22 protein-coding genes are annotated in these 18,709 nt (G+C 67.5%); 15 read left to right on the top strand and 7 right to left on the bottom strand.

What is annotated here, in order from left to right:
• Window positions 1-5: 5 nt before the first annotated feature.
• Both VFW69_RS21965 and pheA read right to left on the bottom strand, forming a co-directional pair.
• Window positions 6-692 carry a histidine phosphatase family protein gene (locus VFW69_RS21965; RefSeq protein ID WP_526504547.1) on the bottom strand — a complete coding sequence of 229 codons (687 nt, stop codon included), beginning with the start codon at window positions 690-692 and terminating at the stop codon, window positions 6-8.
• Window positions 689-1,633 (bottom strand): prephenate dehydratase, encoded by a 945-nt coding sequence (pheA, locus tag VFW69_RS21960; RefSeq protein ID WP_526504545.1) that lies wholly within the window; start codon window positions 1,631-1,633, stop codon window positions 689-691. Before pheA ends, VFW69_RS21965 begins: the two co-directional genes overlap by 4 nt.
• 90 nt (window positions 1,634-1,723) lie before the next feature.
• On the opposite strand from pheA, the gene VFW69_RS21955 reads away from it, so the two are divergent.
• Together VFW69_RS21955 and VFW69_RS21950 are read left to right on the top strand one after the other, a co-directional pair.
• A complete protein-coding gene (locus tag VFW69_RS21955) occupies window positions 1,724-2,518 on the top strand; it encodes a DUF2470 domain-containing protein (protein WP_526504542.1) in 795 nt (264 codons plus the stop codon).
• A 53-nt stretch (window positions 2,519-2,571) separates the two neighbouring features.
• Window positions 2,572-3,789 (top strand): LCP family protein, encoded by a 1,218-nt coding sequence (locus VFW69_RS21950; RefSeq protein WP_526504540.1) that lies wholly within the window; start codon window positions 2,572-2,574, stop codon window positions 3,787-3,789.
• Between the two features lie 8 nt (window positions 3,790-3,797).
• Here the strand turns inward: VFW69_RS21950 and VFW69_RS21945 are convergent, their stop codons facing one another.
• Window positions 3,798-4,622 (bottom strand): glycerophosphodiester phosphodiesterase, encoded by an 825-nt coding sequence (locus tag VFW69_RS21945; RefSeq protein ID WP_526504538.1) that lies wholly within the window; start codon window positions 4,620-4,622, stop codon window positions 3,798-3,800.
• A gap of 4 nt (window positions 4,623-4,626) precedes the next feature.
• The gene (locus VFW69_RS21940) at window positions 4,627-5,673 is read right to left on the bottom strand and encodes a DUF4328 domain-containing protein (RefSeq protein WP_526504536.1); all 1,047 of its coding nucleotides are present in this window, start codon (window positions 5,671-5,673) and stop codon (window positions 4,627-4,629) included.
• Window positions 5,674-6,135: 462 nt separating this feature from the next.
• Between VFW69_RS21940 and VFW69_RS21935 the strand changes: the two genes are divergently transcribed.
• The 10 genes from VFW69_RS21935 (at window position 6,136) to rraA (ending at window position 12,603) form a co-directional block, all read left to right on the top strand.
• Entirely contained in the window at window positions 6,136-6,291 is a 156-nt protein-coding gene (locus tag VFW69_RS21935; protein WP_197694341.1) for a hypothetical protein, read from the top strand.
• A gap of 148 nt (window positions 6,292-6,439) precedes the next feature.
• The gene (locus VFW69_RS21930) at window positions 6,440-7,063 is read left to right on the top strand and encodes a superoxide dismutase (RefSeq protein ID WP_526504533.1); all 624 of its coding nucleotides are present in this window, start codon (window positions 6,440-6,442) and stop codon (window positions 7,061-7,063) included.
• Between the two features lie 201 nt (window positions 7,064-7,264).
• Entirely contained in the window at window positions 7,265-7,798 is a 534-nt protein-coding gene (locus VFW69_RS21925) for a peptidase (protein ID WP_526504531.1), read from the top strand.
• A gap of 251 nt (window positions 7,799-8,049) precedes the next feature.
• On the top strand, window positions 8,050-8,751 hold the full coding sequence (locus tag VFW69_RS21920) for a TMEM165/GDT1 family protein (protein WP_526504529.1): 702 nt from the start codon (window positions 8,050-8,052) through the stop codon (window positions 8,749-8,751).
• 414 nt (window positions 8,752-9,165) lie between these two features.
• A complete protein-coding gene (locus VFW69_RS21915; protein WP_526504527.1) occupies window positions 9,166-9,564 on the top strand; it encodes a transcriptional regulator in 399 nt (132 codons plus the stop codon).
• 130 nt (window positions 9,565-9,694) lie between these two features.
• Window positions 9,695-10,351: a DUF6474 family protein gene (locus VFW69_RS21910; protein WP_526504525.1), complete on the top strand. Its 657-nt coding sequence runs from the start codon at window positions 9,695-9,697 to the stop codon at window positions 10,349-10,351.
• Between the two features lie 26 nt (window positions 10,352-10,377).
• On the top strand, window positions 10,378-11,046 hold the full coding sequence (locus VFW69_RS21905) for a YcnI family protein (protein WP_526504523.1): 669 nt from the start codon (window positions 10,378-10,380) through the stop codon (window positions 11,044-11,046).
• Window positions 11,043-11,543, top strand: a complete 501-nt coding sequence (locus tag VFW69_RS21900; protein WP_526504521.1) for a copper resistance CopC family protein — start codon at window positions 11,043-11,045, stop codon at window positions 11,541-11,543. Before VFW69_RS21905 ends, VFW69_RS21900 begins: the two co-directional genes overlap by 4 nt.
• Before the next feature lie 108 nt (window positions 11,544-11,651).
• On the top strand, window positions 11,652-12,092 hold the full coding sequence (locus tag VFW69_RS21895) for an Rv3852 family protein (RefSeq protein ID WP_526504519.1): 441 nt from the start codon (window positions 11,652-11,654) through the stop codon (window positions 12,090-12,092).
• A 25-nt stretch (window positions 12,093-12,117) separates the two neighbouring features.
• Window positions 12,118-12,603 carry a ribonuclease E activity regulator RraA gene (gene rraA, locus VFW69_RS21890; protein WP_526504517.1) on the top strand — a complete coding sequence of 162 codons (486 nt, stop codon included), beginning with the start codon at window positions 12,118-12,120 and terminating at the stop codon, window positions 12,601-12,603.
• A 4-nt stretch (window positions 12,604-12,607) separates the two neighbouring features.
• Here the strand turns inward: rraA and VFW69_RS21885 are convergent, their stop codons facing one another.
• On the bottom strand, window positions 12,608-14,077 hold the full coding sequence (locus VFW69_RS21885; RefSeq protein WP_526504515.1) for a flavin-containing monooxygenase: 1,470 nt from the start codon (window positions 14,075-14,077) through the stop codon (window positions 12,608-12,610).
• A 77-nt stretch (window positions 14,078-14,154) separates the two neighbouring features.
• On the opposite strand from VFW69_RS21885, the gene VFW69_RS21880 reads away from it, so the two are divergent.
• Together VFW69_RS21880 and dinB are read left to right on the top strand one after the other, a co-directional pair.
• Complete coding sequence (locus tag VFW69_RS21880) at window positions 14,155-14,793, top strand: TetR/AcrR family transcriptional regulator (RefSeq protein ID WP_526504513.1); 639 nt, start codon at window positions 14,155-14,157, stop codon at window positions 14,791-14,793.
• Between the two features lie 30 nt (window positions 14,794-14,823).
• Window positions 14,824-16,038 (top strand): DNA polymerase IV, encoded by a 1,215-nt coding sequence (gene dinB / locus VFW69_RS21875; protein WP_526504511.1) that lies wholly within the window; start codon window positions 14,824-14,826, stop codon window positions 16,036-16,038.
• On the opposite strand, the gene VFW69_RS21870 is transcribed toward dinB, so the two are convergent.
• Entirely contained in the window at window positions 16,035-17,042 is a 1,008-nt protein-coding gene (locus VFW69_RS21870) for a PHP domain-containing protein (protein ID WP_526504509.1), read from the bottom strand. The two genes, dinB and VFW69_RS21870, sit on opposite strands and share 4 nt — an antisense overlap.
• 31 nt (window positions 17,043-17,073) lie before the next feature.
• Window positions 17,074-17,514 carry a hypothetical protein gene (locus VFW69_RS21865; RefSeq protein ID WP_526504507.1) on the bottom strand — a complete coding sequence of 147 codons (441 nt, stop codon included), beginning with the start codon at window positions 17,512-17,514 and terminating at the stop codon, window positions 17,074-17,076.
• 50 nt (window positions 17,515-17,564) lie between these two features.
• Here VFW69_RS21865 and VFW69_RS21860 point away from each other — a divergent pair, with 50 nt between their 5' ends.
• Entirely contained in the window at window positions 17,565-18,416 is an 852-nt protein-coding gene (locus VFW69_RS21860; protein WP_526504505.1) for an LLM class F420-dependent oxidoreductase, read from the top strand.
• Window positions 18,417-18,709: the final 293 nt, after the last annotated feature.

Below are 18,709 nucleotides of genomic sequence, written 5' to 3'. Positions count from 1 at the left end.
AGAGGTCAGCCCATCGGGTCGGTGCTTGACCGCACCGCGTCCGCGACCGGGGTCGCTTCTTCCTCCGGGTAGAACGGCGGCGTCAAGCTTCCCCAGCGCACGCAACTCCACCGCCCGTCGGTGATCGGGGTCAATGCCACCGATTCCGTGTTGTCCAGGTGATTGTCGAGTGCGAAGTCGGCCTCCACGCCGGCCAGCACCGCCGCGGCCAGGCGGATCGCCGCGCCATGGCTGACGAGGACGATGTCGCCGTGGAAGTCGTGGTTGTCGAGGTAGCGCAGGCGCAGATCGGTGAGCACCGGCACGTAACGGTCCAGCACGTCGTTGCCGGTTTCGCCACCGGGTAGTTCGACGTCGAGCTCGCCGTGGTGCCAACGCTCGTAGATTGCGTTGAACTCGGCGACCGCGTCGTCGTCGTTGCGGTTTTCCAGCCGCCCGACCTGGACCTCGTGGACGCCGGCCACCTCGGTGGCAGGCAATTCGAGCTGGCCCCCGATCACCGCGGCGGTCTGCAACGCCCGGGTGGCCGCCGAGTGTGCGAGCATCGCCGGGCGCCCCGAACGGCGGGCAAACGCGCGCGCCTGGTCGCGGCCCAACGGGGTCAGCTCCGCCCCCGGCGGGCGTGTGTCGAGTCGGCGCTCGACGTTTCCGAAAGACTGGCCGTGTCGCACCAGGATCAACCGCCCGCTCACCGTTGCGACCCCTGCCCGTCGGGCTTTCCGTCGCGCAGCTGCGTCAGCCAGCGCGCGGCATCGTCGGCCGACGGCGGCAACGCGCCGGCGGGTGAGCCGGTGGGCCAGGACCCTAGGTATCGCACATCAGCACAACGACGGCGCAGCGCTTTGAGTGCCTCGGCGACCGCGTCGTCGTCGATATGGCCCACACAATCGGCGAAAAATCGGTAGGTGCCGAGTCCGGTTCTGGTGGGCCGGGATTCGATGCGGGTCAGGTCTATGCCACGGACGCCGAATTCGGCGAGCGCAGCCAGCAACGCGCCGGGCGCGTTGTCGATGTGCAGCACCACCGAGGTGCGATCGGCTCCGGTGCGGGCCGGCGGTGGCCCCGGGCGCCCGACCAGAAGGAAGCGGGTGCGGGCGTTGGGTTCGTCGACGACTCCCTCGGCCAGGGTGGCCAGCCCCCAGCGGGCGGCGGCCAGCGGCGAGGTCACGGCGGCGTCGACGTGTCCCTCGGCCACCTGCTGGGCGGCGTCGGCGTTGGAGTACGCGGGCCGCAGCTTGGCGTCGGGCAGATTGGCGGCCACCCAGTGGCGCACCTGGGCCGCCGCCACACTGAAGGCCGCCAGCGTCCGCACGTCCGCAGCGCCGCGGCCGGGTTTGACGACGATGCTGAACGCGACGGTCAGCGTGGTTTCGGCAAACACCTGCAGGGGTGAGCCGATGGCCAGGCTGTCCAACGTGGGCGTCACGGAACCGTCGATCGAGTTCTCGATCGGGACGCAGGCGTAGTCGGCGGCGCCATCGCGCACGGCATCCAGCGCCGCGGAGTTGCTTTCGACCGGCGACGGTTGGACTTCGCCCGAGTCGTGGCCTGGGACCAGGCCGGCGGCGGTGATCTGTCGCAGCGCCGCCTCGGTGAACGTCCCCTCCGGACCGAGGTATGCGATGCGGGCCACGTCCCAACCCTAGCGGCGTGCAGGCCAGAAAACTCTTGCGGCGTCAGCGCCGGGTAAGTTAACTTAGGCTTACCTAATCGAAGGATGAGAATGGTGTTACCGCTGAGCTGCCCCGCCCCGACCACCGCCGAACGGATCCGCAGCGCCTGTGTGCGCGCCAGCGGCGCGCTGCTGGCCATCGAGCATGACGACCCGGTCGCCACCCCCGTGCATCACCTGATGGATGACGGATCGGTTGCGCTGGCAGTTCCCGTCGAACGGGAACGCGAGCTCACGCGACCCATCTCGGGATCCCCGGCGCTGCTGGAGCTCACCGACTACGCGCCGCTTCCGCTGCGCGAACCGGTTCGTTCGCTGGTCTGGGTGCGCGGGCACCTCCACGAGGTGCACCCGACCGAGGTCCTTGACACGCTCGACCTGATCGCCGCCGAGTGCCCTAATCCGGCCCTGCTGGGCGTCGACACCCCGCGATGCGCCCCAACCGAAAGCGGGGAGCCGCGCTACACGCTGTTGCGGCTCGAGATCGCTTCGGTGGTCGTCACCGATGCCTCCGGCGCGGAGCCGGTGAGCGTGGCCGACCTGCTGGAAGCCCGGCCCGACCCGTTCTGCGCGCTCGAGTCGAACCTGCTGTGGCATTTGGACACCGCCCACAGTGATGTCCTGGCGCGACTGGTGTCCAGGCTCCCGGCGCCCCTGCGGCGCGGGCACGTGCGACCCCTGGGCCTGGACCGCTACGGCGTCCGGTTCCGCGTCGAGGGCGACGACCGCGATCACGACGTCCGGCTGCCGTTCCACAAAGCGGTCGACGACATGACCGGCCTGAGCCAGGCCATCCGGGTGCTGATGGGATGCCCGTTCATCAACGGGCTTCGCGCGCGCGGCTAGCCAAAGTCGCGGCGTACCAGCGCGGCGGCGCCCGGGGCACGTACGTTAACCAGGTGAACGGCGACCGATCACCGCAGCGCCGACGACCTCCGGGGTCGAGCCCGCCGGCGCGTCCGCGTGCCGGGCAACCGGGCCTCGAACCGGGGCAGGTTATCCGCCGTCAGGCCGCCGCTGGGCCGTCACCGACCGCGGAGACCCAGCCGCTGCACCGACAAGCGACACCACCCCCACCTGCCGCCGCTGCGCCGGCGGCGCGGGGACGGCCACTCCGACCGCAGGCGCCGAGCACCTCCCGGGAGCGAGGCAAGCTCCGTTGGGTCCGCACGGTGGTGTCGGTCCTGCTGGTGGGCGTACTGCTGATCGGCGCGGGCATCATCGCCGGAGCCGTCTGGTTCGACTACAAACTGCACCGCGAGCAGGTGCTCGCCGACTACCCAAACCGCCCCGCAGCCGGCCGGGGCACCAACTGGCTGATCGTCGGGTCGGACAGCCGCCAGGGGCTCAGCGCCGAGCAACAACAGGATCTGGCTACCGGCGGCGACATCGGTAACGGTCGTACCGACACGATCCTGCTGGTTCACGTGCCAGGCATCGGATCCGGAGCGCCGACGACCATGGTGTCGATACCGCGCGACTCCTACGTGCCCATCGCGGGTCATGGCAAGGACAAGATCAACGCCGCGTTCGCGATGGGTGGTGCCGAATTGCTGGTTCGGACGGTGGAGCAGGCCACCGGCTTGCGCCTCGGTCATTACGCCGAGATCGGGTTCGGCGGGTTCGCCGCGCTGGTGGACGCGCTCGGCGGGGTGACCGTCTGCCCGAAGGCGGCGTTCAACGACCCGTTGGCCGGTATCGACCTGCCGGCCGGCTGCCAGACGATGACCGGCCGCAGCGCGCTCGGGTACGTCAGGTCACGCGACACCCCACGGGCCGACCTGGACCGGATGGTCAATCAACGGCAGTTCGTTACGGCGCTGCTGCATCGGGCTACCAGTCCCGCTGTATGGCTCAATCCGTGGCGCTGGTATTCGGTGCCGCGCGCAGCCGCCGACGCACTGACCGTCGACCGGTTCGACCACGTCTGGGATCTGGCCCGGCTCGGCTGGGCACTGCACGGGGCGGCCACCACCATGACCGTCCCGATCGGCCAGTTCACCAGCGGCGACGCCGGTTCGGTCGTGGTTTGGAATCACGACGAGGCCGCCAGGTTGTTCCAGTCGTTGGCGTCCGACGCGCCAGTGCCTCGGGACGCGTCGGGCGACCAGCAATAGCGGCCGGTCTAACCGCTACCCTCGCCCGCACGGTTGCCCTGCAACCATGCCTTGGTGCGACCCGGGTGGTGCGTGGCGAGCCACGCCACCCCTACGTCGCGGCAGAAATCGATGTCTTCGTAGTCGTCGACGTTCCAGCAGTAGACCGCCCTGCCCTGGGCGATGGCGCGGTCGGCGAGCTGGGGATAGTCCTTCAGCGTTGTCAGCGAGGGCCCGACGGCGGTGGCGCCGATGGCGGTGGGCGCACCACTGGTCAGGTAGCGCGCGGTCTTGCCGAGCAGCACCGTGGGCAGCAGCGGCGCGGCTCGCCGGATCCGCCAGACCGCGGACGCCGAGAATGACATCACCACCGCGCGGGACCGGTCCGCCGACGCGGGCGCGGCGATGCCGAAACGATGCAGCGACGCGAGCAGCTTGGTTTCCACCAACGAGCCGTACCGGACGGGGTGTTTGGTTTCGATGAACAGCTTCACCGGCCGATGCCAATCCAGCACCAGTGAAACCAGCGCGTCCAGCGTCAACAAACTGGTGTCACCGTGCGTGCCGTCGTCTCGCCAGCTGTTGTGCCACGCCCCGTACTCGAGCTCGCGCAGCTCGGCAAGCGTCATGGTGCTGACCAAACCCGCCCCGGTCGAGGTCCGGTCCAGCCGACGGTCGTGCACGCACACCAGATGGCCGTCGCGGGTCAGTCGAACATCGCATTCGACGCCGTCGGCGCCTTGTTTGAGCGCGAGGTCGTAGGCGGCCAGTGTGTGTTCGGGCCGCGCGGCCGAGGCGCCGCGGTGTGCGACGACATAGGGGTGCCCGGCGAGCACCTCGTCGGCCCACGTCATACCCCTATGCTGCCGGTTCCTGCCCCTTCAACTCAACTGGGTCGGCCGACGCCGGCGCGGCGGGCCGGTCATCGGGAACCGCGACCCAGCGATGCGCGGGACGTGCGACGGGTTTGCGCTGGAATCCCTCGAAGACGCGGGTGGCGGCGGCCAGCGTGGCGGCCGCGAACAGGTACGCGAAGACCATCAGAACGGTGTTGTTGGCGATGCCCTGGGCGTCGGTGGCGAAGCTGGTCGCGATGGCCGCGATGGACACGGCGTAGCTGCACAACCACGCGCCCCACCACTGAAGGATGGTGCGGCGCAGGCGGGCGTAGTGCTCTTCGAGTAGTGCCAGCTCGATCACGTACACCGGTGCCCACAGCAGGTTGGCCAGCGGCACGGCGCAGCCCGCCCACAGCGCCCGCGTCGAGCGCTGCTCAGGCAATCCATGATGGGCGAACACGGCGGCGCGGCGGGCGATCATCCATCGGATCAGCACCACGCCGGAGGCAATCACCGCCGCACCCGCGCCCACGCTGGCGAGCACGCCGAGCCAGTCGGCTCCGATGGCCACCCACGAGTTCAACAAGGTGTTCCGGTTGATCACCAGCAGCACATAGCGCACCACGTAGACCAGGGCGGCGATGCTGAGCACCAGCACGCTGACGAAGGACGTGGTGCGGACGATCTGCGCCGGCGGCCCCGCCTGGGCAGGTGCTGGTGCAGCTGCCGGCGTCTGCTCGACGCGGTCGGCCAAACCCCAGCGCGGTATGACCGCGTAGCGCGGCGTGGGCCCGAGCGGACGGCGGCCGCGCCGACTGGGCGGCGCGGCACCGGGCCGCACCGCTATCCAGCGGTAGCCGGGCGGCAGCCGCGGCGGTGTGCGCTGCCACCTCGGCGTCGCCGAGGGGCGAGCCTGCGTCGGTGCACCGGGCGCACTCCACCGCGGGTCGGCCGGCGGGGCACCCGGCGCTGGCGCCATCAGTGCTCCGCGGCAGCGGGGACACCATTCGCGCTGTCGATCGCGCACGTTCCAGCGCGTGCCGCACTGGGAGCACACCTGGATCACCGGACCAGACTAACGCCGTCCCGACGCGGGCCGAGGGACACGGGCAGCGGGCCGTGCGGGACCCGTGACCGAGACCGTTTCGAGCGGGCTCGGCAACCGATTGAGCCGCCTGAGGCTATCCACAGTTTCCACAGGTTTATCCACACCCCTGTAGTGGGTAAGGAACGCATCACTACAGCCTCTGGTGGCAGACCGTGGTGTCTCTGTGGATAACGCCCCGGGGGTTGTAACCACGCCAAGACAGCCCCGCACCGGCCGTTGAGCGAAATGGATTGCCTTGCTAAGCAATGGTACGGCCGTGCCAGCCGACGACCCGTTTCCCCCGAATGTTCTGCGGTTATCGCCAACCCACAGGTCAGCGCATTATTTCGCAAGCTCGCCACGAAGCGCTATGATCGCGTTCGCGCGATGTGTTTGTGACTCACCTCACTGGCGCGAGGTGACTTGGGTGGAAGGCGAGTGATGACCACGCATTCGTTCGGTCCGGGTTCACCGGGCCCGTCGAAGTCGTACTGCGGCTCGCCGGCGTGGAATCACAGCTACAGCATCGCCGCACTGCGCGCGGGGTTGATCGCTCTGGCGTTGCTCGCGGTGCTCGCGGTCATCGTCTTGTCTTGAATTGCCGCTGAGGGGGTATCCGCGTTCCGGCTCACAGGGGTCGTTCTTGCGGAGCGCGCGGTCATGGAGCAGGGTTGACAACGGCTGGCCGCCGTGAGGCGGTCCCGCGCGACTGAGCGTCAAGACGATAACCGAAGAAAGGAATGCCGTGGCTGAATACACCCTGCCCGACTTGGACTGGGACTATGCAGCGTTGGAACCGCACATCTCGGGGCAGATCAACGAGATCCACCACAGTAAGCACCACGCCACGTACGTCAAAGGCGTGAACGACGCTCTGTCCAAGCTCGAAGAGTCCCGCGCCAACGAGGACCACGCTGCGATCTTCCTGAACGAAAAGAACCTCGCCTTCCACTTGGGCGGTCACGTCAACCACTCGATTTGGTGGAAGAACCTGTCGCCGGACGGCGGCGACAAGCCGACCGGCGAATTGGCCGCCGCGATCGATGACGCGTTCGGATCCTTCGACCGATTCCGCGCGCAGTTCAGCGCGGCCGCTAACGGCCTGCAGGGGTCGGGCTGGGCGGTCCTGGGTTACGACACCCTCGGCAGCCGGCTGCTGACCTTCCAGCTGTACGACCAGCAGGCCAACGTTCCGCTCGGCATCATCCCCCTGCTGCAGGTCGACATGTGGGAGCACGCCTTCTACCTGCAGTACAAGAACGTCAAGGCGGATTACGTGAAGGCGTTCTGGAACGTCGTCAACTGGGCGGACGTGCAGAAGCGGTACGCGGCTGCGACCTCGAAAACCCAGGGTCTGATTTTCGGCTGACTTTCATTTCGATCGGCGGGGGCGTCGCGCGGTTTGCGCGGCGCCCCAGTCGTTTGTTTGACCATAAAATCGACTCCGTGAAAGCGTGCGTCAGCGTTGCTGACCGTGTCGTGTTGCACCGCGCCTAAACCGCAGGCATGCTTAATTATTCGGGCTTACCAGTGTGGTTATTCCAAGCGGAGGCGTCGCGCGGAGGTCGAAATGGAAACTGGGTCGGATAAGCCTATCGGGGTTTCTCCGTTCCATTCTCGTGGTGCCTTGAAAGGGTTCGTGATCTCCGGGCGGTGGCCCGATTCGACTAAAGAATGGGCCCAGCTGCTCATGGTCGCGGTCAGGATCGCGTCTTTGCCCGGATTGCTTTCCACCACAACGGTCTTCGGAGCCCGTGAGGAACTGCCGGACGAGCCCGAGCCGGGCACGGTCGGCCTGGTGCTGGCCGAGGGAACGGTATTTGGTGAATCCGCTATCCAGCCAGGTTATTTCGCCGATCATCAGCCCCCGGCCCTGCTGATGTTGCACCCGCCGTCGGAAACCACGCCGTCACTGCCCGAATGCACCGGGGCGGCCTCGGGATGCGTACTGCTGCCCGGATTGCCATATCTGGGACTCGAGCATCGGGCGGCGTGGGTGGAAGCGGAAGCCGACGGCACCATCACCTCGATGGTGAGCCGGGTCGGTGTCGACCCGATCACGCACCCCGATACGGCGATACTGGCAATGCTGCTCGCTGCATAACGAAATGCCCGTTAGCAGTTCGGGACTCGAATGCCAGAAATACGGCTGACCGAACTCCACTGCCCCGCTGGCGGACGCCGAATGAGCCCATTAACCTGGGACCGTTAGCGAAGGGGAGTAGCCCCTAATCGTCGAGTCGACATACTGGCGCACAGCCCGACCGGCGAACCGGGTCACCCGGTGGGCGAGACCTTCGACCGGAGTTCGATGACTTGCCCGGTCGTCGACGACGTGTCGAAAGGTCGTCCGACATGCTCGCCGCCACGCTGTTGACCCTGGGAGTGGTGTTCGTCGCAGAACTCGGCGACAGGTCCCAGCTGATCACCATGACCTACGCCCTGCGCTACCGGTGGTGGGTGGTGCTGACCGGGGTGGCGCTCGCCGCGTTCACAGTGCACGGCGTTTCGGTGACCGTCGGCCACTTCCTGGGCGCCGCCCTGCCGGCGCGGCCGCTGGCCTTCGCGTCGGCCCTCGCGTTCCTCGCGTTCGCGGTATGGGCTTGGCGTGAGGCCGCGGCGACTGACGAGGCGGTGTCGCAGCCGCGCGAACCGCGATTCGCCTTCCTGACCGTGGTGTCGTCGTTCGCGCTCGCGGAGATGAGCGACAAGACCGCCCTGGCGACGGTGACGTTGGCCGGCGATCACGACTGGGTCGGGGTGTGGATCGGCTCGACGGCTGGCATGGTGCTGGCCGATGGCCTGGCGATCGCCGCGGGACGGCTGCTGCATCGGCGCCTTCCGGAAAAACTGCTGCACGTGGCGGCCAGCCTGCTGTTCCTCGCTCTCGGGCTGTGGATGCTGTTCGACAGCGCTTTGGGCTGGCGCTGGGTGGCCGTCGCCGCGACCATCGCGGTGGCGACTGTCCGCTGCCGTATTCGCCGTCGCGCAGACGCTGCGGCGCCGCCGAACCGTCGCGGCAATCGGCGCGGGACGACCGCACACCGGCTAAGTTAACGCCGCCTCGGTCGCCGGACTCCGGCTGCCGTCTGCCGGGCAGCGCGGCAGTCCACGGGGCGGGTTTCGCACCCGGCAGCAAATGGCGTGCTAAATCATCCCAGGTTGCTGATCCGTTGCGGTGCGATCGCCCAGCACTGCGCAACATATTTTCGAATCCGTAAGCAGGCCTTTCGCCCGCCACTTCGGAACGAGTGTCGAATTCTGCGGATAACCTGTGAGTTTCATCGAATTAGTGGACACCCCAGCGAATCAGTTAGACGCTCGTCAAGTGAGGAGTTGGTAGGCGTCAGCTATGCCGGTCGGCGTTCCCTCCGGGTTTGCACCTGGTTACGGTCACCAAGCCTCGCTACCATGATCAGCAAATACACCTAGGTAATAGTTCACTTCTACAGCCAAGTGGAGGTCATATCAATGAGCACGACGTTCGCTGCTCGCCTGAACCGCCTGTTCGACACGGTGTATCCGCCCGGACGCGGGCCGCACACCTCCGCGGAAGTGATCGCGGCGCTCAAGGCGGAGGGCATAACGATGTCGGCTCCCTACCTCTCCCAGCTGCGTTCCGGTAACCGCACCAACCCGTCGACGGCGACCATGGCCGCTCTGGCCAACTTCTTCCGGATCAAGTCGGCCTACTTCACCGACGACGAGTACTACGAGAGGCTCGACAGGGAGTTGTCGTGGTTGGCCACGACGCGCGACGACAATGTGCGCCGCATCGCGGTGCGCACGGCGGAGCTGTCCTCCGAGGCGCAGCGCGAGGTCATGGAGCGGGTCAACGAGTTGCGTCGGGCCGAACACTTAGACGCCTGACGTCCACGCCCGGCACCGGCCGTAGGGGCCGCCCTGGAGGGCTGCCGCCCGCCCATTCCGATTAGGGTTGGCTCAGCGGATCGCGCAACCGCGAGAGCGAATCCACGAGATAACCGGGAGGCGGCCGGGAATGGGCCTGTTCCGCAAGCGAAAGAGTCGCGCGATGCGTCGCGCTGAAGCCCGCGCGATCAAGGCCCGCGCGAAGCTCGAGGCCAAGCTGGCCGCAAAACACGAGGTTCGCCGCGTCAAATCCGCTCAACGGGCGGAGGGCAAGGCGTTGCGTGCGCGGATCAAGGCGCAACGAGACAGCGACCGCAATGCATTGAAAGTCGCTGAGGCAGAACTCAAAGCCGCGCGGGAGGGCAAGATCTTCGCACCGACACGAATCCGGCGGGTGCTGACGGTGTCTCGGCTACTCGCGCCGATCCTCACCCCCGTCATCTACCGGGCGGCCGTGGCGGCCCGCGCGCTGATCGATCAGCGTCGCGCGGATCAGCTCGGCATTCCGTTGGCTCAGATCGGCCAGTTCTCCGGTCACGGCGCCCAGCTGTCGGCCCGCATCGCCGGGGCGGAAAAGTCGCTGCGGATGGTGCAGGACAAGAAGCCCAAGGATGCCGAGACCAAGCAGTTCGTGTCCGCGATCGCCGAGCGGCTCACCGATCTGTCAGCGGCGATCACCGCCGCGGAAAACATGCCGGCCGCGCGGCGCCGAGCGGCCCACGCCGCCATCTCGTCGCAGCTCGACGGGATCGAGGCGGACCTGATGGCCCGCCTCGGGCTGAGCTGATACCCGCACGGAACGCAGCACCCGGCATGTCAATCCGCAGCAGGTCGATCCCGCGCAGCCTGATCGCGATCTCGGCGGCCGTCGCCCTCTATTTCGGAGCGGCGGCGCAAACCCCCGCCGCCTGGGCACACGTGCACGCCAGCAGCGACAACGCTGTACGCGGGGCCATGGCGATCGTCACGTTCCAGGTGCCCAACGAGTCGAACACCGGGGCGTTCACCACGGCGTTGACCATCATGCTTCCCAACGTCGCAGCGGCTCGCACTGAAAGTCTGCCGGGCTGGACGGCCAAGCTCGACCGTGACGCCGCGTCCGGGACCGTGCGCTCAGTGACGTGGACGGCCGCCCCCAACGGCGGAATCGGACCGGATCAATTCGGGCTGTTCCGGTTGTCGGTGAAGTTGCCCGACACCGATACCGTCAGCTTCCCCGCCGCGCAGACCTATGCCGACGGGACCATCGTGAACTGGGATCAGCGGCCGCTGCCCGACGGGAGCGAGCCGGAGCACCCGGTGCCCATGCTCACCCTCGCCACCGCCCCGGCGGGCCCGCACCAACACCACGGGTCACCCACCCCCGCGCCGGCCGCGGCGCGATCGACTGCGGCCGACAACACCGCCCGGCTGCTGGGAGGCGCGGCTCTGGTGGTCGCGGCCGCAGGCATCGCGATCGCACTGATCCGCCGGCGGGCATGAGGCGCCTGGCGGTGGGCGCGTGCGTCGGCATCATGTTCGTGATCGCCGCGCTGACCGCGCCGGCCGCGTCCGCACACGCCACCCGCATCTCCACCGATCCCGCGGCCGATGCGGCGCTGGCGACCGGTCCGCAGCGGGTGAGCGCCACTTTCAACGAGCAGTTGCAAACCACGTTCGCCGCCATGACGGTGGTCGGGCCCGACGGCAACGTGTGGTCCGCGGGAGAGCCCGCCGTGCAGGGTGCGGTGGTCGGCATCGCCCTGCGCACACTCGGACCGGCCGGGACGTACACGGTGAACTATCGCGTCACGTCCGCCGATGGCCACGCGGTGTCCGGGTCGTGGTCGTTTCGGCTCACCGTGCCCGGCACCGGCACGCCCGGACCCCCCGCGGCGCGCCCGGACGGCGGCGGCGCGCTCCCGGTCTGGCCGTTCGTGGCGGTTGCGGTGGCGCTCGTCGCCGGCGGCGCGTGGTGGGCGGCGCGGGGCCGGCGGTGAGAGCGGCGGCCGGCGACCGGCGACCGAGGTGCGGCGACGCGTCCTGGCATGATGGGACCTTGAACCCAGTGGGGGAACGACGACAGAGGAAGCTCAAGGAGCGGCCGCATGGCAGACCCGCAGGACCCAACCGACAGCGCACCCGACGGCGCCGGCATCCCGCCGGAGAAGAAACCGCCCGCCAAGGCGGCGAAAAAGGCCGCCAAAGCGCCCGCCAAAAAAGCACCTGCGAAAAAGGCACCCGCCAAGAAGGTGCCGGCCAAGAAGGCACCCCCCAAGAAGGTGCCGGCAAAGAACACCGAACCCGCGCCGCCGAAACCACCCGAGCAGCCAGTCGACGTGCAGCAGCGCGCCGAAAGCAATGGCGACCTCACTGCTGCCGCCAAAGATGCTGCCGCACAGGCGAAGTCCACGGTGGAGGCCGCAAACAACCCGGTCTCTCCCGCGGTCGCGGGCCCGGCGGCGGGTCAATCTCCGGTGCCGCTCATCGTTGCCCTGGCCGTCAGCTTGCTGGCCATTCTGCTCATCCGCCAGTTGCGTCGCCGCTGAGCGGCAAGCATCTAACGTGTCAGAAGTGACGGTGTCCTTCCGGCCGACGGCCGACCTCGTAGACAGCATCGGACCCGACGTACGCAGTTGTGATGTGCAATTCCGCCAGTTGGGCGGTCGGGCCGAATTCGCCGGGCCGATCAGCACCGTGCGGTGTTTTCAGGACAACGCGCTGCTCAAATCGGTGCTCTCGGCGCCGGGCGACGGTGGCGTCTTGGTCATCGACGGCGACGGCTCCCTGCATACCGCGCTGGTCGGCGACGTCATCGCCGAGCTGGCCCGCTCCAACGGCTGGGCCGGGCTCATCGTCAACGGCGCGGTGCGCGACTCGGCCACGTTGCGTGGCATGGACATCGGCATCAAGGCGTTGGGCACCAATCCCCGCAAGAGCACCAAGACCGGTGCCGGTGAGCGCGACGTCGAGGTCACACTGGGTGGGGTGACGTTCGTGCCGGGCGAGGTCGCCTACAGCGACGACGACGGGATCGTCGTCGTCGCCCTAGGAGAGTGACCCGCTAAACCGCTACCGGGGCAGGCTTTTTCGCGAACTTCAGGCCTTCGTCGTCGACCTTGCCGCGCCGGATCGTGCGCATGTCGATGAAGTAGTTCTGCTTGAGTCGCCACGGTGCCCGCGAGCCCGACTTGGGCAACAGATGCATCGAACGCCGGAAGTAGCCGGGAGTGAAGTCCATGAACGGCAACTCGTCAACGGCGTTGCCCGGATGCTGGGGCTCCACGAAGTCAAGTCCCTTGGCGTCCATGTAATTCAGCAGTCGGCAGACGAATTCGGAGACCAGGTCGGCCTTCAGCGTCCAGGACGCGTTTGTGTACCCGAAGGTGATGGCGAAGTTCGGCACACCGGAGAACATCAGGCCCTTGTAGGTCATCAGCGAGGTCAGGTCGATGTCCTCACCGTTGCGGGTCGGCTTCACCCCGCCCAGCAACTGCATGTTCAATCCCGTTGCGGTGACGATGATGTCGGCCGCCAGCTCCTCACCCGAGGTGAGCTTGATACCGGTCTTGGTAAACCGGTCGATGGAGTCGGTGACGACGTCGGCCTTGCCGTGCCGGATGGTCCGGAAGAAGTCGCCGTCGGGTGCCAGGCACAGCCGCTCGTCCCAGACGTTGTAGCGCGGGCCGAAGTGCTTTTCGACGTCGTAGCCCTCCGGTAGGCGCCGCTGCGCCATGGTCATCAACGTCTTGCGCATGTAGCCCGGGGCCTTGCGGGACAGCTGGTACTGAAAGGTGCTGAATGCGATGGCTTTCCAACGGTTTGCCATGTGCGCGAGGTGGTCGGGCAGCAGCCGGTTGGCCTGCTCGGCGAAGGGATCGACCCCGGGAAGCGAGCCGATGTAGGTCGGCGAACGCTGCAGCATCGTCACGTGCCCCGCCCCCGAATTGACCAGGGCGGGAATCAGGGTGATCGCGGTGGCACCGGATCCGATGACGACGATGCGCTTGCCCGCATAGTCGAGGTCCTCTGGCCAGTGCTGCGGATGAACGATGGTGCCGCCGAAGTCGTCCGAGCCGGGGAAGGTGGGCGAGTATCCCTCGTCGTAGTTGTAGTAGCCGGTGCAGGCGAACAGGAACGAGCACGTGATCTCGCTCTGGCCACCGTCGTTCTCGACGGTCACGGTCCAGCGGTTGTCGGCGTCGGACCAGTCGGCGGCCACCACCCGGTGACGGTAGCGGATGTTCGGCTCGATCCGGTTCTCGACCGCGGTCTCTTTGATGTAGGCCTTGATCGACGCGCCGTCGGCGATCGACTTCGCCGAACGCCAGGGCTTGAACCGGAAACCCAGGGTGAACATGTCGGAGTCCGACCGGATGCCTGGGTATTTGAACAGGTCCCACGTTCCGCCCAGGTCGGCGCGGCGTTCGAGGATGGCGTAGCTCTTCGTCGGGCAGCGTTCCTGCAGGTGCCAGGCCGCGCTCACGCCGGAGATGCCGGCGCCCACGATGAGGACGTCAAGATGCTCAGTCATGAAGCCAACGCTATCAACACGGTGTTGAGTCAGTCAACATCGTGTTGAAACTTTCAACACGGTGTAAGGTAGCGGCCGTGACTACCGTCGGTTCCGCCCGCACCCACCGAGGCAGGCGTTCGGCGCGCCCGTCCGGCGACGACCGTGAACTGGCCATTCTGTCCACCGCCGAGCGGCTGCTGCTGGAGCGCCCGCTCGCCGACATCTCGGTCGACGACCTGGCCAAAGGGGCCGGACTGTCCCGGCCGACGTTCTACTTCTATTTCCCGTCCAAGGACGCGGTGTTGTTCACCCTGTTCGAGCGCGTGATCATGGAAGCCGACTCCGCGCTGGAGACCATGGTCGCCAACCCGCCCGCCGATCTGAAAGCGTTGTGGCGCATCGGGATCAATGTGTTCGTCGAGACCTTCGGGGCGCATCGGGCGGTGTCGCTGGCCGCCGACGCTGCGCGCACCAATAAGGATGTCGGCGAGCTGTGGTCGCGCTTCATGCAGAAATGGGTCGAGCACACCACCACCGTGATCGAAGCCGAACGCGCCCGCGGCGCGGCGCCGGTGACACTGCCGGCCCACAACCTCTCCGCGGCACTGAACCTGCTCAACGAAAAGGTCATGCTCAGCTCGTTCGCCGACGGGCGACCGTCGGTGCCCGACGAGCAACTGCTTGACACGCTGGTGCACGTCTGGGTCAGCAGCGTCTACGGCAAAGCCTGCTGACAAGGTCTTGTCGGAGCCGTATGCGAACATATGTTCGTGCGGTGCGATGCTTCCATCCTGCACGCGGACCTCGATTCGTTCTACGCGTCCGTCGAACAGCGCGACGACCCCACCTTGCGCGGCCGCCCGGTGATCGTGGGCGGCGGCGTGGTGCTGGCCGCGAGTTACGAGGCCAAGGCCTACGGCGTGCGTACGGCCATGGGCGGGTCGCAGGCGCGAAGGCTGTGTCCACACGCCGTCGTGGTGCCCCCGCGGATGAGCGCGTATTCGCGCGCCAGTGACGCCGTCTTCGAGGTGTTCCGCGATTGCTCCCCGATCGTCGAGGCGCTATCGGTGGACGAAGCCTTCCTCGATGTCGGCGGGCTGCGCCGGGTCAGCGGCACGCCGGTCGCGATCGCCGCGCGGCTGCGGGCGGACGTGCGCGACCGCGTCGGACTGCCGATCACCGTCGGCGTCGCGCGCACGAAATTCCTCGCCAAGGTCGCCAGCCAGGAAGCCAAGCCCGACGGGCTGCTGCTGGTGCCGCCCGATCAGGAGCTGACGTTCCTGCGGCCGCTTCCGGTGCGACGGCTCTGGGGTGTGGGCGCGGTGACCGCCGAGAAGCTGCGGACGCACGGCATCGTGACCGTCGCCGACGTCGCCGAGCTCAGCGAGTCCGCACTGGGCTCGATGGTGGGCGGTGCGATGGGCCGCCAGCTGTACGCGTTGTCCCGCAATATCGACCGCCGTCGGGTGACCACCGGCGTGCGTCGCCGGTCCGTCGGCGCTCAGCGGGCGCTGGGACGCGCCGGAAACACCATGTCGGACAATGAAATCGACGCCGTGGTGGTGAATCTTATCGACCGCATCACCGGCCGCATGCGGGCAGCGGGGCGTACCGGTCGCACGGTGGTGCTGCGGCTGCGCTTCGACGACTTCACGCGGGCGACCCGATCGCATACGTTGCCGTGGGCCACCTCGTCCACGGCGCCCCTGCTGGCCGCCGCACGCCAACTGGTCGCGCATGCTGCGCCGCTCATCGCCCAGCGCGGCCTGACGTTGGTCGGGTTCGCGGTGGCGGGCATCGACCGCAGCGGCTCCCAGCAGCTGATGCTGCCGTTCGGCGAGCCGAAGCACCGCGTGTCCGGCGACGACATCGACGCGGCCATCGACCGGGTGCGCCGGCGCTATGGCAAGTCGGCGCTCACGCCCGCGGTGCTGCTGGGCCGCGATCCGGGCTTCGAGATGCCGCATTTGCCGGACTAATTGGAGCCGGTCCACTCAAGCAGCCGCTCGGCGGACCAGGTGTTCACGATCCGATCGACGGGAACACCCGCGTCCAGCGCGCGCTGGGCGCCATAACCCAGGAAGTCCAGCTGGCCCGGCGCGTGGGCGTCGGTGTCGATGGTGAACACACACCCGATCTCCAGCGCCAGGTTCAGCAGCCGGGACGGCGGATCGCGGCGCTCGGGCCGGGAGTTGATCTCCACGGCGGTGCCATGATCGTGGCATGCGGTGAACACCGCCTCGGCGTCGAATTTGGATTCCGGCCGGATGCCACGGTTCCCGGATACCAGCCGGCCGGTGCAATGACCGAGCACATCGGCGTGCGGGTTGGCCACCGCGCGCAGCATGCGCCGGGTCATCGCGGCCGCATCCATCGACAGCTTGGAATGCACGCTGGCCACCACCACGTCGAGGCGCTCCAGCAGCTCGGGTTCCTGGTCTAGGCTGCCGTCGTCGAGGATGTCGACCTCGATCCCGGTCAGGAGGCGCATCGGCACGAACTTCTCCCGCAAGCCCTCGATCACGTCGAGCTGCTTGCGTAACCGCTCCGGCGAGAGGCCGTTGGCGATGGTCAGCCGCGGCGAGTGGTCAGTCAGTGCGCAGTACTCGTGGCCCAGCGCCGCCGCGCTGGCCATCATCTCCTCGATCGGCGCCGAACCGTCCGACCAGTTGGAGTGCAGATGCAGATCGCCGCGCAGCGCGGAACGGATGTCGCCTCCACCGAGATCCTCTGCGGTGGAACGGAGTTCGACCAGCAGGTCGGGCTCGCGGCCGGACCACGCCTGGTCGATGACCTTGGCGGTCTTGGGGCCGATCCCCGGCAGCGTCTGCCAGCTGTTGGCCTGGCCGTGACGTTCCCGGGTCGCGTCGTCGAGGGCCTCGATGATGTCGGCCGCATTGCGATAGGCCATCACGCGTCTGGAATCGTGGCGGCTCCGGTCCTTGAAGTAGGCGATCTGCCGTAACGCCGCTACCGGATCCATGACTCCAGTGTGCCCACCAGACCTCCGCGCATCACAGGAGCTGGCCGGCGACGAATCCGGCGAGCAGCACGCTGAACCCGCCGATCTCCCCGGCGATCAGCAACGCCATCGCCAGCGCGATGCGCCCGTCGGCGTTTTCGAACTGGTTGACGGTGTCGCGCCGCGCTCCGTGGTTGATGTAGGCCAGGATGGCCGCCACGAAAAAGAAGACGACCACTCCCGCGGCCGTCAGGTTCACCCACACCGGCCAGGCGCTCAGCTGAACGAAGACCGCGAGCAGCAGCGTCGCGAACGAGTACAGCAACGCGGCCCGATGCGCGATGTCGACGTAGGGATGCGCAAGGTGGTTCTCGGACGTCATCATCTCGCGGTATTTCCACACGCCCAGAACCAGCGCAAGTAGGAAGATCAGGCCCGCCGCCAACAGGGTGATCTTGGTGTCTATTCCGAGGGAGCCACACACAGCAGTCATCGCCGCTTGAGTTTAGTTGCCCTTCATAAACACCGTCTAACGTCGATGGCATGCGATTCGCTTTCAAGACTTCTCCGCAGAACACCACCTGGGCACAGATGCTCACCGTCTGGCAAGCGGCCGATGACATCGAGGTCTACGAGTCCGGGTGGACGTTCGACCACTTCTACCCGATCTTCTCCGACAGCGCTGGGCCGTGCCTGGAGGGCTGGACGACGCTGACCGCACTCGCGCAGGCCACCAAGCGACTGAGGGTGGGGACCCTGGTAACCGGGATCCACTACCGCCACCCCGCGGTGCTGGCCAACATGGCGGCGGCGCTGGACATCATTTCGAACGGACGGCTCGAGCTGGGAATCGGCGCGGGCTGGAACGAAGAGGAGTCCGGCGCCTACGGCATCGAACTGGGCAGCATCAAGGAACGCTTCGACCGCTTCGAAGAGGCGTGCGAGGTGCTGACCAGCCTGCTCAGCCAGGAGACCACCGACTTCGACGGCAAGTTCTACCAGCTCAAGGGTGCCCGCAACGAGCCCAAGGGTCCGCAGCGGCCACACCCGCCGATCTGCATCGGCGGCAGTGGGGAGAAGCGCACGCTACGGATCACCGCTCGCTACGCCCAGCACTGGAATTTCGTGGGCGGTCCGCCCGACGTTTTCGCCCACAAGCGTGACGTCCTGGCCTCGCACTGCGCGGACATCGGCCGCGATCCCAAGGAGATCACGCTGTCGGCACACCTGCGCCTGGAGCCGGACCTGAACTACGGGAAAGTCATCGAGGACGCGGCCGGGCTGGCCGCCGAAGGCTTGGATCTGGGCATCGTCTACCTTCCCCCGCCGCACGACCCGGCCGTGCTGGAGCCACTCGCCGAGGCGATCCGCGGCTCGGGCTTATGGGATCGGTGACGCCGTTTCACGGCGCATCTTCGAACCGCCCGGGGAAAATCCCGCCAGGCACACTCTGAGCAAACCCGCCGCGCACCAGTCGGGGCGTCGACCGGGCGATCACGCACCCAAGAGCAGCAAGTCCTGAGCAGTCACCAGACGCTCATGCTTGGCGGGGAATTCACGACTTTTCACCGGGTGACGCAACCATGACCAGGCGATTCGCCCCATCCGTGTCCGGGGTAATGGGTGGATATGCACAAGAATCTCTCCTGCGATCGGCCGTTCAACCGGAAAACCGGTGTGACCCCCAT

This window comes from Mycobacterium sp. (assembly GCF_036273375.1).
In the GTDB taxonomy this organism is placed as follows: Bacteria; Actinomycetota; Actinomycetes; order Mycobacteriales; family Mycobacteriaceae; genus Mycobacterium.
The sequence above is the reverse complement of the archived record's forward strand: the minus strand, read 5'-3'. Positions and strand labels throughout refer to the sequence as shown.